Source organism: Marinospirillum perlucidum, from assembly GCF_003336805.1.
Classification (GTDB): Bacteria; Pseudomonadota; Gammaproteobacteria; order Pseudomonadales; family Halomonadaceae; genus Marinospirillum; species Marinospirillum perlucidum.
On the sequence record NZ_QFWJ01000007.1, the window covers coordinates 1 to 15,031 of the forward strand.

A 15,031-nucleotide genomic window follows, 5' to 3' on the forward strand; every position below is an offset into this window, starting at 1 on the left:
TCCATCACTCACACATCTTCATGCTGGGAGGAGAAAGCTATCGACTGAAAGAAAAGTTAACCAATTAACGCATCAGGTGGGTCAATTTTATTGGCCAAAGGTGGGTCAAAATAAATGGCCATTGACAGAAAAGAGCCAATCCGGAATTGCAGCCGGATCTGCATTTTGAAAAGATTGCCGAAAAACTGGGCGTACCTATGGTTGGCCAAAGACATACCGCCCTGGGGGATGCCATTACTACAGCTTTGATGTATGTACGTCTGCTTAAGGGGCCCATTCCCACCTGCTAATTGGCTGCAGACTGCATAAAAAAAGACCGGCTTTAAGTGCCGGTCTTTTTACGTTGGGAGATTATAAAATCAGCCTTCGTACCAGGTTCCATCTCTTTTGGGCAGCATCCACTGGCGGGAGAACCAGAACCAGCGATTCTCGGTCTTATGAGGTGCGGTGCAGTTATATCTGGAGCGACCCGGATTAAGAAACTCGTAGGGGGTTGCCGCAACATTATAGGTTTGCTGCTCTTCGATATAGTGAATGGCTACTCTTAGTTGCTGGGCATCGGGTCCGTAGCAGCGCAGTTGGTCAATGCGAAAATCACCCTCGAAAATAGTCAATTCAAGTGTGGGTTTGCGCTGATCTGCTTCCAGTACCCCTGATGCCGGTTCTTCCTGAATGACTGCAAAGGGGAGGGCCTTGAGTTTAATACCCAGAGTTCTAGGATTGGCATAGATGCCATTGGCGGCATAGCGTGGCAACGCCTGAAGTGATGCATAAGGACTGGCCGGTCCGGAATGCTGGCCGAAGGCTACATAACCCAGCTCCTTCAGGAGTTCTTGCAGTTGCGGGTTGTATTCGCCGTAGGGATAGGCAAAGATCTTGGGTGTGTCCTCGCCCAGTTCTCGAACCAGAGCAGCCTGATTTTCCTCAACTTCCCCGCGCATCCGCTCCAGCCAGGCCTCTTCGTTTTCTTCTTCCAGCCTGTGAATCATGTGGGTGTGGGTTAGTGAGTGGTTACCGATCAATGCGCCCTTTTCCTTGGCTTCACGCAGTTGATCCCAGGTCATGTACATGAGTTGGCCACGATCAATCGGCTGGGCATTGACGAAAATGGTGAAAGGCAGCTCTCTTTCTTCCAGTAGAGGCAGGGCATTTTCGTAGACGCTGGCATAGGCATCGTCAAAGGTCAGTGCTGCGACCTTGTCAGGTAGAGGTCTGCGGCGTTGAATATGACTGATAATCCGATCCAGTGGCCAGACTTCAAAGCCTTCTTCCTCGAGTAGATCCAGGTGTTCGGTAAAGCGTTCGACCGAAGTGCTGGTTGAGGGGGGCGTCTGGCTGCTGATGTGATGGTACATAAGTATAGAGGCGTGAAAGGCGGGTACTGGTGCTTCCTCCGCCTCTTCCGTGGTTTCTTCGGCCAGTGTCCCGCTGCTGGTCAGCAACACGAGCAGTAGGAGTATAAATAAAGGGATACAGGTGTTTTTCGAAATCATATCCGGGCCTTTGATCAGGTGGATTTTAATAGGGGTTTGAGGACTTCCATGGCTTCATTGATATCTTGTAGCTTTTCGGGGTCTCCACCACGATCCGGGTGATGTTGCATGGCCAGGCGGCGATAGCTCAGTTTGATTTGTTTGGCACTGACCCCTTCTTTTAGCCCCAGGGTTTCCAGAGCCCTGGCCTTGAGGCCGCCTCCGGTAAAGACACTCTCTTCGTGCAGGCGCTTCCAGAAATTATTCAGGGCGGTCTCTATATCCAGCTGGGTGGTTTTTTCCAACTGTTCGATGTCCAGGTAGTAGTCGCGCATGGGATCATGCTCCTGGAGAGCTGCTGTTCCCGGATTATAGGGCTGCAACTGGACACGAACTGCTGTTATTTCCAGATGACCCTTGGCAGTACGCCAGAGTTCATCTCTGAGCTGATAGAGGGCATTATAGAGAAGGAAATGGGTTCTGAAGAGTTTGACATTGTCACTGAAGGTATCGGCTTCCAGTGTGACAGTCCCTTTTTGATCCAGCTTCTTTAATAGTGAGTGCTCATTGACTCCTTCTGGAAACTCTTGCAGTACTTCTAGTAAATCCTCGAACAGGCGAGTTTCTTTTAACGCAGTCATGGTAGTAACAGACCTTAAGCTGGATAAGTATTCCCAGACTTGGATCTTAACAGGGCGGGGCCGGATAGAAAACGCTTTGAGCATTTACATTTAGTGCTGCTTTCGTTAATTTGCCTCTCTTTCAGTTAACCTCCACAGGTGCTTTCATGCAGGAATTGTTACCCAAGGCCAGAAAAGAATTCAACAAGCTACAAAAGCGGTTGAGACGCCAGACAGGCCAAGCGATTGCCGACTTTGACATGATTCAGCAGGGCGACAAGATCATGGTCTGTCTTTCGGGTGGCAAGGATTCCTATACCCTGCTGCATATTCTTATGGGGTTGCAAAAGAGTGCCCCGGTCGATTTCGAACTGGTTGCGGTCAATCTCGACCAGAAGCAGCCAGGCTTCCCGGAAGAAGTCTTGCCTGAGTATCTGGAAAAAGTCGGGGTGCCTTATCACATCCTGGAAAAGGACACCTATTCCATCGTCAAGGAGAAGGTGCCTGAAGGCAAGACCACCTGCGGGCTGTGTTCACGCTTGCGTCGAGGCACGCTTTACGGCTTTGCCGAAGAGATAGGTGCGACCAAGATTGCGCTGGGCCACCATCGTGATGATCTCTTGGAAACCCTGTTTTTGAATCTTTTCTTTGGGGGCAGTATCAAATCCATGCCACCCAAGCTCTTGTCCGATGACCACAAGAATATCCTTATTCGTCCCCTGGCTTACTGTAAGGAAAAGGATATCGCCGAATTTGCGGAGCTGATGGAATTCCCCATCATTCCCTGCAACCTCTGCGGATCCCAGGAAAATTTACAGCGTCAGGTGATCAAGGAGATGCTTAATGATTGGGATAAGCGCTTTCCGGGACGCATCGAGACACTTTTCAATGCCCTTCAGAATGTCGCCCCCTCGCAGCTGGCGGATACGCGCATCTTTGATTTTCAGGGACTGGAAGCCTTGCGGGAAAAGAGTCTGGCCGACCGTATCAATCTGGTCGACCAGTTGGCCAGTGAAGCCTGATCAGTCGCCTTCAAAGGCCATGATCGAGTAGGTGGAGACATCGATTTCCTGAAGACGGCCACTGCCTCCCTTGTCGGGCAGATCGATCAGGGTGGCTACTTCATGAATCTCTGCTCCCTGACGGCGCAAAAGCGCTGCAGCAGCAATCAGGCTGCCACCGCTGGAGAGGATGTCGTCAAACAGCAGTACCTGGTCGCCTTCCTTGACCAGGCCTTCGCGCATCTCCAGGGTGCGATCCCCACCGGAGCTGGGCGCGCGTTCAAATAAAACTTCACCGGGCTCTTCACCAAAATCACGAATCAATACCAGGGGCAGATTCAATTTGTAGGCCAGTACGGCGGCAAACATGGTGCCGCGTCCTTTAAGAACCACCAGATGGGTCAGCTTTGAATCGACATAGCGGTGGGCAAAGCTATCGGTGATGATCTGGAGGGCTTTGGGGTCGTAAAGCAGACCGGAAAGGTCTCTGGTGTTATAACCCTTCTTGGGAAAGTCCTTATGGGAAACAACCAGTTGCTTGAGTGGAAAATCATCCAACATTTTTTGTTCCTCCTTAAATCGTTGGCTGGCGTCCTCTGTCTTAGGAGGCCACCAGCTTATTAGGCTGGTCTGCCTCGCATTCTGTCACACCTGCGATCTCATGCAGTTGCTGTCGGTCAGTAATATGTACTTCCTTGCCATTAACAGCAATAACCTGCAGGGATTGGAAACGGGTAAATACCCGACTGACGGTTTCTACAGCCAGTCCCAGATAGTTGCCGATTTCGTTGCGCGACATGGGTAGCCGGAAGGTGTAGGGAGAATAGCCACGGCGCTTGAAACGGGATGACAGGTTGGCCAGGAAGGTGGCTACCCGCTCTTCTGCATTCTTTTTGGAGAGGAGCAACATCATCTGCTTGTCATCACGGATTTCCTTGCTCATGCTGCTGAAAATCTGATTGCGCAGATCGGGGAGTTCCTGAGCCAGGCTTTGCAGGCGTGAATAGGGGATTTCGCAGACCGTTGTGGTTTCCAGCGCCTTGGAAGATACCGGGTAGCTGCTGCAATCTACACCATCCAGACCCACCAGCTCACTGGGAAGGTGGAAATTGGTAATCTGCTCTTCACCATCATTGGTCATGATGTAATTCTTCAAGCTACCGGAACGAACAGCATAGACGGAATCAAAGTGGTCCCCCTGCCGAAAGAGGTGGTCACCTTTTTTCAGCGGTTGGCGACGTTTGATGATGCGATCCAGCTGGTCAATATCTTCCAGATTCAAGGATAACGGCAAGCATAGAGCGCTGAGACTACAAGTCATGCAGCGGGTTTCCTTGGCCAAATTCAGGCAGGCCCCTTTGTTGGCTTGGCTGGACATCATTAACTCCCTATTACTTAATCAAGCATGACATAACTCAACTACTTGTACCATGAGACCTGATCTATGGCAATGAGAGAAAGGCACAAGCCAAGTATTTGTGGCGGCTGAGGCAGGTAGCTGGGCAAAGGGAACTAGAGAGTGGACTGGCAGGACGTGTGCCTGCCAGCCCGAGAGGTCAAACGTCAGGTTTGAGCTTAGATAATCCGGGAGAAAGCGCGTCCCAATCCCTGCTGATCCAGGTAGCTATCAAACATCATGCAGATGCTGCGAATCAGCAGGCGACCGGCTGGCCGAACCCAGAGATGCTGATCTTCCATCACCAGGAGGCCATCCTTTTCATGCTGCTGCAGGCTTTGCAATTCACTGGCAAAGTGCTCGGTAAAGTTGATGTCCCATTCCTTGCTGAAGGCTTCAAAGTCGAGTTCAAAGTGGCAAATCAGCTGATTGATCACGGCACGGCGCAGCAGGTCTTCACGGCTGGCCTTGAGTCCTCTAAGAGTAGCTAGCTTGCCCTGGCTGATAGAAGCTTCGTAGCTTTCGGTGTCGTGATGGTTCTGGGCATAGGTCGGGCCGACCTGACTGATGGAAGAGGCCCCCATGGCAATCAGGTCACACTCTGAATGGGTGGTGTAGCCCTGAAAGTTACGATGCAGGCGGCCTTCTCTTTGCGCAATGGCCAGGCTGTCATCGGGTTTGGCAAAGTGATCCATGCCGATGTAAACATAACCCGCGTCGACCAGGCGGGTGATGGTGTTTTCCAGAATCGCCAGCTTTTGTTCAGGTGTCGGCAGGTCTTCAGCATTGATGCGGCGCTGAGGTTTGAAACGCTCGGGCAGGTGAGCATAGTTGAACACCGAAAGGCGATCCGGGTCCATTTCAATGACTTCTTCCAGCGTGGCGGCAAAGCTATCCGGGGTCTGGTGGGGCAGGCCGTAGATCAAATCCAGGTTGAGGGAACGAAAGCCCAGTTCGCGGGCCTGGATCAGTGCATTTTCCGTCATCTCCCGCGGTTGCACCCGGTTAACCGCTTTTTGTACCTGGGGGTTTAAGTCCTGAAGGCCGAAGCTCATGCGGTTAAAGCCCAGTTCCCTGAGCAGGGGCAGGGTGTTGTCATCCAGCTCGCGAGGGTCGATTTCAATAGAGTAATCCCCCTGATCATCATCCCTGAGATTGAAGCGACGGCGGGTTTCCTGCATCAGTTCACGCATCTGGTCAGCAGACAGGAAGGTCGGCGTACCACCACCCCAATGCAGCTGATTGACGGGTCTTTGGGTATCCACCTGTTCGGCAATCAGGTCCATTTCCTGATAGAGACGCTGCAGGTAGGGTTGGCAGCGGCTGGTGTCCCCTGTAGCGATTTTGTTGCAGCCGCAGTAAAAGCAAACCTTGGCACAAAAAGGGATGTGAAAATAAAGAGATAGTGGCGCCTGGGTGGCATTGCTTTCTTTCAGGGCCTGACAGAAATCTTCTGAGCCAAAGCCGTCGTGAAACTGGGGTGCTGTTGGATAGGAGGTATAACGTGGACCGGCCAGGTTATAGCGTTCCACCAATTCAGGGTTCCATTCAAAGCGAGTAAAATCAACTTGGCTCATTTGCTATCTCTATTAATGATTGGTAGGTACTGAAATACCCAGAAGTGGCAAAGCCTGCCACACTGCAAAGGCCATCAGCAAGCAGGCTGATAGCTGGCGCCACAAGGGGCGGCGTAAAAATTCGGTGACCTGACGCGCCAGGGCGCCAGTAACCAGTAGGGTTGGCAGCGTGCCTAGCCCAAAGGCCAAAAGCAGCGCGCCTCCATGCAAGGCGCTACCACTACTGAGTGCCAGGATCAGCATGGAGTAGACCAGGCCGCAGGGCAACCAGCCCCAGATGAGGCCGATACTGAGCGCCTGCAGGGGGTGGGTAACCGGCATCAGTCGACGTCCCAGGGGTTCCAGAAAATGCCAGAGGTGACGCCCCAGTGCTTCCACGCGAGTCAGGCCCTGCCACCACTGGCCGATGTAAAAAGCCATGAGTAGCAGCATGATCACTGCCAAACCACTCAAGAGATTGCGCACCGGCTCAAGTGAGTGAATAAGCAGCTGGCCCAGACCGCCCACCAGTGCCCCTGCCAGGGTGTAGCTGATCAGGCGACCCAGATTATACATCAGCATTAACGAGGCAATTCTGACCGGATGACGCTGACTGGGCGGCAGGGCAAAAGAGAGGGCGCTGACGATCCCCCCGCACATGCCGATACAGTGACCGCCGCCGAGAAAACCGGCAATCAGAGCGGTTAGTAAACCCGCACTCAAAAGCTCAGTCATTTGTCCGGCGAGCTCTTCTGATCCGGGGTTGCTTGATTTTCCTGGTCAGGCGCTTCCTGCTGCTTTTCAGCACCAGGCTTTTTTTCATCCTCATCATCAAAGAGTATGGAATAGGCAGGGCCTTCCAGATCTTCAAACTGGTCATGTTTCACGGCCCAGAAGAAGGCCCAGATAGCCAGGCCGAGCAAAACCAGGGAAAGCGGAATCAAGAAAAAAATAATATTCACGCACTGACCTCCTGTATTGGTGAGTCATCGGATGGAGTGTCGCTCAGTCGTTGGGCATTGCCACGATCTCGCAGTCTTAGCGCATTCAGTACGACCAACAGGGAGCTGGTGGTCATGCCCAGAGCCGCCAGCCAGGGTGGCACCAGTCCCAGAGCTGCAGCGGGCAAAGCCAGCAGGTTATAAACCAGGGACAGCGTTAGATTCTGGGCAATGATTCTGTGGGTTTTACGGGCCTTGTCAATAGCCTGGGAAATTCGCAACAGGCGGCTGGAAAGCAATAGGGTATCGGCACTGGTTTTAGCCAGATCGGTCGCATTACCCAAAGCAATGGAGACCTGGGCACCGGCCAGTACAGGCACATCATTGATACCATCGCCCACCATGATGACCTGGTGTCCCTGGTTTTGTAGTTCCTTGAGGCGCTCGAGTTTTTTCTCGGGCGTGGCACCTGCTTGGTAACGTTCGATCCCCAGTTCCTGGGCAATGCTGGCTACCGCTCCTTCCTGATCACCGGACAGCAGTTCCACTTGGATATTCTGGCGCGCTAATTCCTTGAGGACCGCCTGGGTGTCCGGACGCAGATGATCACTGAGACGGAACCAGCAAAGCGGTTGCTGTTCATCGGCAAAGAGCAGCCACTGGCCTTCGCCCTGAGGCGGCTGCAAAGCGGATTCAGGGGCAGCAAAATCGGCGCGTCCCAGGCGGTAAGTCAGTCCTTTAATTCTGCCGGTTAAACCCTGGCCGGTAAGGGCCTGAATTCCCTCAGCCTTGATCCCCTCTTCTCTAAATCCCATGAAAGCCTGGGCGATGGGATGCTCGGACTGGCTTTCCAAGGCAGCGGCCAGCGCGGTGATCTGTTCCTGGCGCGGATCTTGAGGGTCGGCAAGCCAGAGGGTCTCTTTTAGTTCCAGCCGCCCTTCGGTCAGGGTACCGGTTTTATCGAAGATAATATGAGTTGCCTTGGCCAGGCCTTCCAGAACATGGCCTCGGGTAATGAGTACGCCCTGGCGACCCAGGGTGGCATTGGCCACAGCCAAAGCGGTCGGGGTAGCCAAAGCAAGGGCACAGGGGCAGGTGACCACGAGGACGGAAACTGTAATCCAAAAGGCCCGCGAAGGATCGATAAATAGCCAGGCGATCAGAACACTGGTGGCCACCACAAGCAAGGTGGCGACAAAATACTGGGCGACCTGGTTGGCCAGGGTTGCAATGCGAGGTTTTTCGGCCTGAGCCCGATCACTCAGACGGGCAATGCTGGCCAGGCGGACCTCTTGGCCGATTTTGCTGACTTCAACCACCAGGGGACTATCGATGTTTTGCGTGCCCGCCAGAACTTCCTGGCCGGGGTAGCGGGCTACGGGCAGGTATTCACCGGTCATGGTGGCTTCATTAATACTGGACTGGCCTTCAAGGATAAAGCCATCGACCGGAAGGGTGTGGCCGGGTTTGATCAGAATTCGGTCACCCGGGCGTAGTTGGCGGCTGGGCACGTATTCTTCTTGTTGCTGTTCATTGAGGATAAGGGCGGCTTGAGGAAGCAGTTCATCCAGGGCATTGCCGCCACTGCCAATTTTGTGACGGGTCCGCATTTCGATATAGCGACCGAATAGAAGAAAGAAGGCAAACATGGATACGGCGTAGAAGTGGAGTTCTCCCACATCAAATATCAGTCCCCAGACGCTGGCGCCATAACCCAAGCCGATAGCCAACGAGATGGAAACATCCATATTCAGACGTCGATGTTTCAACTCCCGGGCTGCACTGATAAAAAATGGCCAGGAGGAATAGAGCACCACGGGTGTTGTGACCAGAAAAGAAAGCCACTGGAAGAGAACAACAAATTCTCGCTGCATGAAGTTTTCCAGGACACCCGCTTCCAGAGCAATACCAAACATCATGGCTTGCATGGAACCGATTGCGGCCACAATCAGGCGGCGTATCGCCATCTTATGCTCTTGTTGTAATTTCTCTTGCTGCTCATCTGCTTGCCAGGGTTGGGCGGCATAGCCAATAGTTTTGAATTCCTGGAGGAGTTTGCTGAAAGGAAGCTTGTTGATATCCCAGCGTAGGGTGGCACGCTGCGAACTCAAGTTAACCGCCGTTCTTTCCACGCCGTCCAAATGATCAATCTGGTGTTCAATCAGCCAGGCACAGGCAGCGCAGGTAATCCCGTCAATGGCCAGGGTGGTTTCAGCCATTCCGTGCTCATCCTGATGCACAAATTCCTGAAGCAGTTCAGGTGAGTCGTAAACCTGGAGTTCAGCCAACTCCTCTTCGGAAAGTTCAGGCCGCGGTGGTAACTCGGTTCTGAACTTGTAATAGCTTTCCAGTCCTCCGTGAATAATGGCATGGGATACCGCTTCGCATCCGGGACAGCATAGCGGGTGACGGACGTCATCAAGGGTTACTTGATAAGGGCTGTCGTTGGGTACGGGTTCACCGCAGTGAAAGCAATCCGGCTGGGTCATAGACTCTATCCTGCTCTTTTACAGGTTTGGCTGGAGCAAATAAGGTGGTCAATAAAAAGGGCAGCGGTTTTAAGCTCCGCTGCCCATTCATAGTTACAACAGCATTAAGCAACCTGTTCCTAGTGGAGGCTGGGAGCCATTTCCAGTGGAGCCTGCAGCGGGAAGCTGGCGCGACTGGAGAGGCGCCATTCTCGGTCAGGCCCGTAGAGTTTGACATCCCAGTCGTTATCCGGCTGTTGTGTCAGGGTACCTAGATAACGCCCCCCCTGAAGGTGCTTCATCGCAATGGTGAAGTCCTTGGAAGCGCGGGTAGGGTTTTCCATGTGGACTAGCAGTTCTTCGGGATATTCAGGTAGCTGGCCCTGGAGATCCATATGCAGTTGGTCCTGAACGAATCTGAGGCTGGCCGTCAGATTTAGTTCTTCGGCAAAACGATCCCGCTCAAATGACTGGTTGATGGCCAGACCTTCCTTGTAATAGTTTTCATCAACGACACCGTCGTAGTTGATGTTACCTATCACCAGCAGTGATAGACCAAAGAAGACCCCCAGGGTGACGGGGAAAAACGCCAACCAGGCAAAAGGCTCTTTGTACCAGGGTTTGCGGGATTTCTTTTCCAGTGTTGCCATTAGCGTATAGACCTTATGATGAAACGGGATTCACGAGAGTCCTGAATACTTGCATCTTCCGTGGATTCTACCTGGAACTGAATGTCCATGGCAGGACGGTCGGGCAGTTGCTCGGGATCGGCAATAATCCGGACGGAATAGGTCTGGGATTCACCGGCTTCTAGAGTGTATTCAAGATTGCCCTGCAATTGGAGTTCTTCTTCGCCTAGAAGTTTCAAGCGGTAAGTGTGGGCTTCTTGGTCCATGTTGGTAATGCCTACACGGTAGCTGTTCTCAACCAGCCCCTCTGTTGTCATGCGATAGAGTTGGTTGCGATCCCTCTGTACATCCATCTCCATGGGTACACGATTGCTGAGGGCAATTGTGAAGGCAATGATCATGGCCACGAGGACTAGGAAATAGCCGATCAAACGAGGGCGCAGGATTTTGGTCTTGCGTCCGGAGAGTTCTTCTTCGGTGGTGTAGCGAATCAGGCCGCGTGGATATTCCATCTTGTCCATGACTTCATCACAGGCATCGATACAGGCGGCACAGGTAATACACTCGTATTGCAGGCCGTTGCGGATATCTATGCCTACCGGGCAGACCTGAACACAGAGATCACAATCGATGCAGTGGCCAAGATTGGCCTCTTCCAGGTTAGTGGATTTTTTACGCGGACCGCGAGGCTCACCACGGGCTGCGTCATAGGAGACGATCAGGGTGTCCTTGTCGAACATCACCGCTTGGAAGCGGGCATAAGGGCACATGTAGATGCATACCTGCTCACGCAGCCAACCGGCAAAAAGGTAGGTGAAGAGGGTGAAAAAGCCCATCCAGAAAATTTCCCAGCCACCCAGATCAAAGCTGACTAGGCGAGCAAGCAGATCTCGAATGGGAGAAAAATAACCGATAAATGCAATGGCAGTCGCCAGAGCAATGAGCAACCAGATGAGGTGCTTGGCCCCTTTACGCAGGAATTTTTCACCATTAAGGGGTTGCTTATCCAGTTTCTTGCGGCGATTGGGTTTGCCTTCGGTTTTTTCTTCAACCCAGATATACAGCCAGGTCCATACAAACTGGGGGCAGGAATAGCCGCACCAGACGCGCCCGGCAAAATTGGTCACAAAGAATAAGGTAAAGGCAAGAATAATCAGCAGCCAAGCCAGTAAGACAAAGTCGCTGGGGAAGAAGGTGGTGCCAAAAATGTGGAACTGGCGGTTGGGTAGATCAAAAAGAACGGCCTGGCGATCGCCATAAGGTACGAAAGAACCCAGAAAAAAAGCCAGCATCAACACCCAGTTGGTTGCTGTTCTCAGTTTTTGAAAGACCCCTTGTACACGTTTGACGTAAATGTGTTTGCGGCTGGCATACAGGTGGCCCTGGGGCCCCCCCGTCGTAGGCGACTTGCGGCTTTGCGCAGCATCCTTCGGGGTAACGTCTTTAGTCGGTATCTTGTCAGTCATTCGCTCATCACCAAGCTGGAATGGAAAAGGAAGTTACTTATTCAGACCCTGACTCTTGCTGGGCTTATTTTTATAGGTAGGATTGTTAAAAATAACCAAGCAGCTCGCTTGGGTATTTTTAACAGCACTATACTGGGGTGAAACGATAAAAGGGAATGCGACTTTACGCCGCATCCCCTTGGTCTATCAGCCTGATTTATTGATTGCTCAGACTATAGATATAGGCAGTAACCAGGTGAACCTTGGGCAGCAGTTCTGCCAGTTCATCCTGACTCTTGCTGCGCAGATCGCTGGGCAGGTCAACACCTACGTCCAGGTAACCGGCCTGGGCAGGCATGTGGCCATTACGACCATGAGTCAGCGTCTGGACGATAGAGGCTTTCAGCTCCTGTCCAGGCTGCTGATACAGCCAGTAGTCGTCAGTCAGATCTGGTGCACCGATGTCAGGCAGACCTTGGGCAGCTGCGCCCTTGGCATTGGGGCCGTGACAGGCTACACACTGTGCCTGGAACTGAGGCGCTGCTTCTGCCGCCTTGTCAGCATCGTGCTCCTGGCCGGAAAGGCTAAGAACATAGTTGGCCATGTTCTCGATACCTTCTTCACCCAGGATGTTCTGGTAGGCAACCATGTTACCGTTGCGGCCCCAGATGATGGTCTGACGAATTTGCGCGGGTTCACCACCATACATCCAGTTGTCATCGGTCAGGTTAGGGAAGCCGTAACCACCGCGGGCAGAAGAACCGTGACAAATAGCACAGTTGTTCTGGTACAGGCGGTCAGCTACTTGCATGGCTTCAGGATCCTGAGCCAGCTCTTCAACCGAGATCTGGGCATAGTTCTGGAAGATGGGCGCGTACTCTTCACGAGCTTCAGCCACTTCTTCTTCCCACTGGCTGTGGGCAGTCCAGCCCAGAACGCCTTTGTAGCTACCCAGACCTGGATAGAGAACCAGGTAGACCAGACCAAAGACGATGGTGATGACGAACATGATGAACCACCAGCGAGGCAGGGGGTTGTCATATTCTTCGATTCCGTCAGCAGCGTGACCGGTAGTTTCTACTTCGCCGGATGCAGACGGGGCTTTATCTGTTTTGCGGTTCCCATAAAGAAGCCACCAGCAGAAGGCAATTACACCTAGGGTAATTACTGAAATCCACAGGCTCCAGAAACCGCTCATGGCTAAGGGGCTGCTATTCATGCTTATTTTTCTCCAGTGATGAGCTTTCATCCTGGTTATGGTTTTTTTCGTTTTCGTCGTCATCGGCGAAGGGCAGGTTAGCCGCCTCGTCGAAAGGCTTTTTTTGCTTGCTGCTGTAGGCCCAGTAGACGATGCCTAGAAAGGCCAGTAGCAGAACAATGGTCATCAGCCCGCGAAAAACGTTGATATCCATAACCTTACCTGTCTTGCAGAACGGTACCCAGTTGCTGTAGGTAAGCAACCAGAGCGTCCATTTCTGTCTTTCCACGAACAGCGTCCGCGGCACCTGCGATATCCTCATCGGTGTAAGGCACGCCCAGCATTCTCAAACGCTCCAGTTTGGTGGCGGTGTTGCTGCCATCCAGGGTGGCGTAGTTGAGCCAGGGGTAGGCAGGCATGATGGATTCAGGCACTACATCACGTGGGTTGTGAAGATGGGCATAGTGCCAGTCATCACTGTAGCGACCACCAACGCGGGCCAGATCAGGACCGGTACGCTTGGAACCCCACTGGAAGGTGTGGTCATAAACGAATTCACCGGCTACTGAATAGTGGCCATAACGTTCGGTTTCAGCACGGAAAGGACGGATCTGTTGCGAGTGGCAGACATAGCAGCCTTCGCGGATATACACATCGCGGCCTTCCAGTTCCAGAGCACTGATAGGCTCCAGACCTTCAACAGGTTCTGTGGTGTACTTCTGGAAAAACAAAGGAACTATCTCAGCCAGGCCACCAAAACTGATCACAACCAGGATCAGTACGGCCATCAGGCCAACATTCTTTTCAATAATATCGTGTTTCATCAAGATAACCCCTTCGCTTAGGCTGTCTGTGCAGCGGCTTTTTCAGACGCAGTGCTTTTAACAGTCATGAAAACGTTGTAGGCCATCAGTAGCATACCCAAGAGCCACAGAGCGCCACCAAGCCAGCGAACGATATAGCCGGGATGGCTAGCTTCAACTGATTCGATGAAGGTATACATGAGGGTGCCATCAGCATTAACTGCGCGCCACATCAGACCCTGCATGATGCCGTTGACCCACATGGAAGCGATGTAGAGAACGGTACCTACAGTAGACAGCCAGAAGTGCACGTTGATCAGGCCAACAGAGTGCATTTCCTTGCGTTCGAAGAGCTTGGGAATCAAGTGGTAGATGGAGCCGATGGAAATCATAGCAACCCAGCCCAGAGCGCCTGCGTGTACGTGGCCGATAGTCCAGTCTGTGTAGTGAGACAGAGCGTTAACTGTCTTGATGGACATCATGGGGCCTTCGAAGGTGGACATGCCGTAGAAGGACAGAGATACCACCAGGAAGCGCAGAACTGGGTCAGTACGCAGTTTGTGCCAGGCACCGGACAGAGTCATCATACCGTTGATCATGCCACCCCAGGAAGGAGCCAGCAGAATCAGAGACATGATCATACCCAGAGACTGAGCCCAGTCAGGCAGAGCAGTGTAATGCAGGTGGTGAGGACCGGCCCACATGTAAACACAGATCAGTGCCCAAAAGTGCACGATCGACAGGCGGTAGGAGTAAACAGGACGCTCAGCCTGCTTGGGTACGAAGTAGTACATCATGCCCAGGAAGCCAGCGGTCAGGAAGAAGCCTACTGCGTTGTGACCATACCACCACTGCATCATCGCATCGGTAGCACCGGCATAGATGGAGTAGGAGTGGAGGAAGGAAGTGGGCAGTGCCATGCTGTTACCGAGGTGCAGAACAGCCACGGTCAGGATGAAGGCAGCGAAGAACCAGTTGGCCACATAAATGTGAGAGGTTTTACGCTTGTAGATGGTGCCCAGGAAGATAATGGCATAGGCAACCCATACCAGAGTGATCAGGACATCGATTGGCCAGATCAGCTCGGCGTATTCTTTACCCTGAGTCAGACCCAGTGGAAGAGTAACGGCAGCCAGTACAATTACCAGTTGCCAGCCCCAGAAGGTAAAGGCAGCCAGGCCATCCGACAGGAGTCGGGTTTGGCAGGTGCGCTGAACCACATAGTAGGAGGTGGCAAAAAGTGCGGAACCACCAAACGCAAAGATTACTGCGTTGGTGTGCAGCGGACGCAAGCGTCCGAAACTAGTCCAAGGAAGGTCAAAGTTAAGTGCGGGCCATGCCAGTTGGGCCGCGATCCAGACGCCGACAAGCATGCCGACGATACCCCAGACCACGGTCATAATGGCAAATTGCTTAACCACCTTGTAGTTATAGGTTGGGTGTTCAATTGCTGTGCTCATGTCAGGTTCCCATTACAGCAGTTTAGTTGGAGGAATCCAGCG

The 15,031-nt window shown here is 52.7% G+C and carries 16 protein-coding genes; 2 read left to right on the forward strand and 14 right to left on the reverse strand.

Annotated features, from left to right (window positions below; translation table 11 throughout):
- The first annotated feature begins 146 nt into the window (after positions 1 to 146).
- The gene (locus DFK18_RS09725) at positions 147 to 290 is read left to right on the forward strand and encodes a hypothetical protein (RefSeq protein ID WP_178006185.1); all 144 of its coding nucleotides are present in this window, start codon (positions 147 to 149) and stop codon (positions 288 to 290) included.
- A gap of 69 nt (positions 291 to 359) precedes the next feature.
- Here DFK18_RS09725 and DFK18_RS09730 read toward each other — a convergent pair whose 3' ends face one another.
- Together DFK18_RS09730 and DFK18_RS14690 are read right to left on the reverse strand one after the other, a co-directional pair.
- Positions 360 to 1,493 (reverse strand): polysaccharide deacetylase family protein, encoded by a 1,134-nt coding sequence (locus DFK18_RS09730; protein ID WP_114418070.1) that lies wholly within the window; start codon positions 1,491 to 1,493, stop codon positions 360 to 362.
- Positions 1,494 to 1,507: 14 nt separating this feature from the next.
- A complete protein-coding gene (locus tag DFK18_RS14690) occupies positions 1,508 to 2,113 on the reverse strand; it encodes a DNA-J related domain-containing protein (RefSeq protein ID WP_162299748.1) in 606 nt (201 codons plus the stop codon).
- 146 nt (positions 2,114 to 2,259) lie between these two features.
- On the opposite strand from DFK18_RS14690, the gene ttcA reads away from it, so the two are divergent.
- A complete protein-coding gene (ttcA, locus tag DFK18_RS09740) occupies positions 2,260 to 3,114 on the forward strand; it encodes a tRNA 2-thiocytidine(32) synthetase TtcA (RefSeq protein ID WP_114418072.1) in 855 nt (284 codons plus the stop codon).
- Here the strand turns inward: ttcA and DFK18_RS09745 are convergent, their stop codons facing one another.
- From DFK18_RS09745 to ccoN, 12 genes are all read right to left on the reverse strand, one after another.
- Positions 3,115 to 3,654 (reverse strand): purine phosphoribosyltransferase family protein, encoded by a 540-nt coding sequence (locus DFK18_RS09745; protein ID WP_114418073.1) that lies wholly within the window; start codon positions 3,652 to 3,654, stop codon positions 3,115 to 3,117.
- A gap of 40 nt (positions 3,655 to 3,694) precedes the next feature.
- Positions 3,695 to 4,474: a fumarate/nitrate reduction transcriptional regulator Fnr gene (gene fnr, locus DFK18_RS09750; RefSeq protein WP_218563936.1), complete on the reverse strand. Its 780-nt coding sequence runs from the start codon at positions 4,472 to 4,474 to the stop codon at positions 3,695 to 3,697.
- Between the two features lie 194 nt (positions 4,475 to 4,668).
- On the reverse strand, positions 4,669 to 6,066 hold the full coding sequence (hemN, locus tag DFK18_RS09755) for an oxygen-independent coproporphyrinogen III oxidase (protein WP_114418075.1): 1,398 nt from the start codon (positions 6,064 to 6,066) through the stop codon (positions 4,669 to 4,671).
- A gap of 12 nt (positions 6,067 to 6,078) precedes the next feature.
- Positions 6,079 to 6,780 carry a sulfite exporter TauE/SafE family protein gene (locus DFK18_RS09760; RefSeq protein WP_114418076.1) on the reverse strand — a complete coding sequence of 234 codons (702 nt, stop codon included), beginning with the start codon at positions 6,778 to 6,780 and terminating at the stop codon, positions 6,079 to 6,081.
- Entirely contained in the window at positions 6,777 to 7,007 is a 231-nt protein-coding gene (ccoS, locus tag DFK18_RS09765) for a cbb3-type cytochrome oxidase assembly protein CcoS (protein ID WP_114418077.1), read from the reverse strand. The genes DFK18_RS09760 and ccoS overlap by 4 nt, the downstream gene beginning before the upstream one ends.
- Positions 7,004 to 9,475, reverse strand: a complete 2,472-nt coding sequence (locus DFK18_RS09770; RefSeq protein ID WP_114418078.1) for a heavy metal translocating P-type ATPase — start codon at positions 9,473 to 9,475, stop codon at positions 7,004 to 7,006. Before DFK18_RS09770 ends, ccoS begins: the two co-directional genes overlap by 4 nt.
- Before the next feature lie 119 nt (positions 9,476 to 9,594).
- Positions 9,595 to 10,104: a FixH family protein gene (locus tag DFK18_RS09775; RefSeq protein ID WP_114418079.1), complete on the reverse strand. Its 510-nt coding sequence runs from the start codon at positions 10,102 to 10,104 to the stop codon at positions 9,595 to 9,597.
- Entirely contained in the window at positions 10,104 to 11,549 is a 1,446-nt protein-coding gene (gene ccoG, locus DFK18_RS09780) for a cytochrome c oxidase accessory protein CcoG (protein WP_114418080.1), read from the reverse strand. Before ccoG ends, DFK18_RS09775 begins: the two co-directional genes overlap by 1 nt.
- 196 nt (positions 11,550 to 11,745) lie before the next feature.
- Positions 11,746 to 12,747 (reverse strand): cytochrome-c oxidase, cbb3-type subunit III, encoded by a 1,002-nt coding sequence (gene ccoP, locus DFK18_RS09785; RefSeq protein WP_114418081.1) that lies wholly within the window; start codon positions 12,745 to 12,747, stop codon positions 11,746 to 11,748.
- Entirely contained in the window at positions 12,740 to 12,940 is a 201-nt protein-coding gene (locus DFK18_RS09790; RefSeq protein ID WP_114418082.1) for a cbb3-type cytochrome oxidase subunit 3, read from the reverse strand. Before DFK18_RS09790 ends, ccoP begins: the two co-directional genes overlap by 8 nt.
- A gap of 4 nt (positions 12,941 to 12,944) precedes the next feature.
- Positions 12,945 to 13,550, reverse strand: a complete 606-nt coding sequence (gene ccoO / locus DFK18_RS09795) for a cytochrome-c oxidase, cbb3-type subunit II (RefSeq protein ID WP_114418083.1) — start codon at positions 13,548 to 13,550, stop codon at positions 12,945 to 12,947.
- A 17-nt stretch (positions 13,551 to 13,567) separates the two neighbouring features.
- Positions 13,568 to 14,989 carry a cytochrome-c oxidase, cbb3-type subunit I gene (ccoN, locus tag DFK18_RS09800; RefSeq protein WP_114418084.1) on the reverse strand — a complete coding sequence of 474 codons (1,422 nt, stop codon included), beginning with the start codon at positions 14,987 to 14,989 and terminating at the stop codon, positions 13,568 to 13,570.
- Between the last annotated feature and the right edge of the window lie 42 nt (positions 14,990 to 15,031).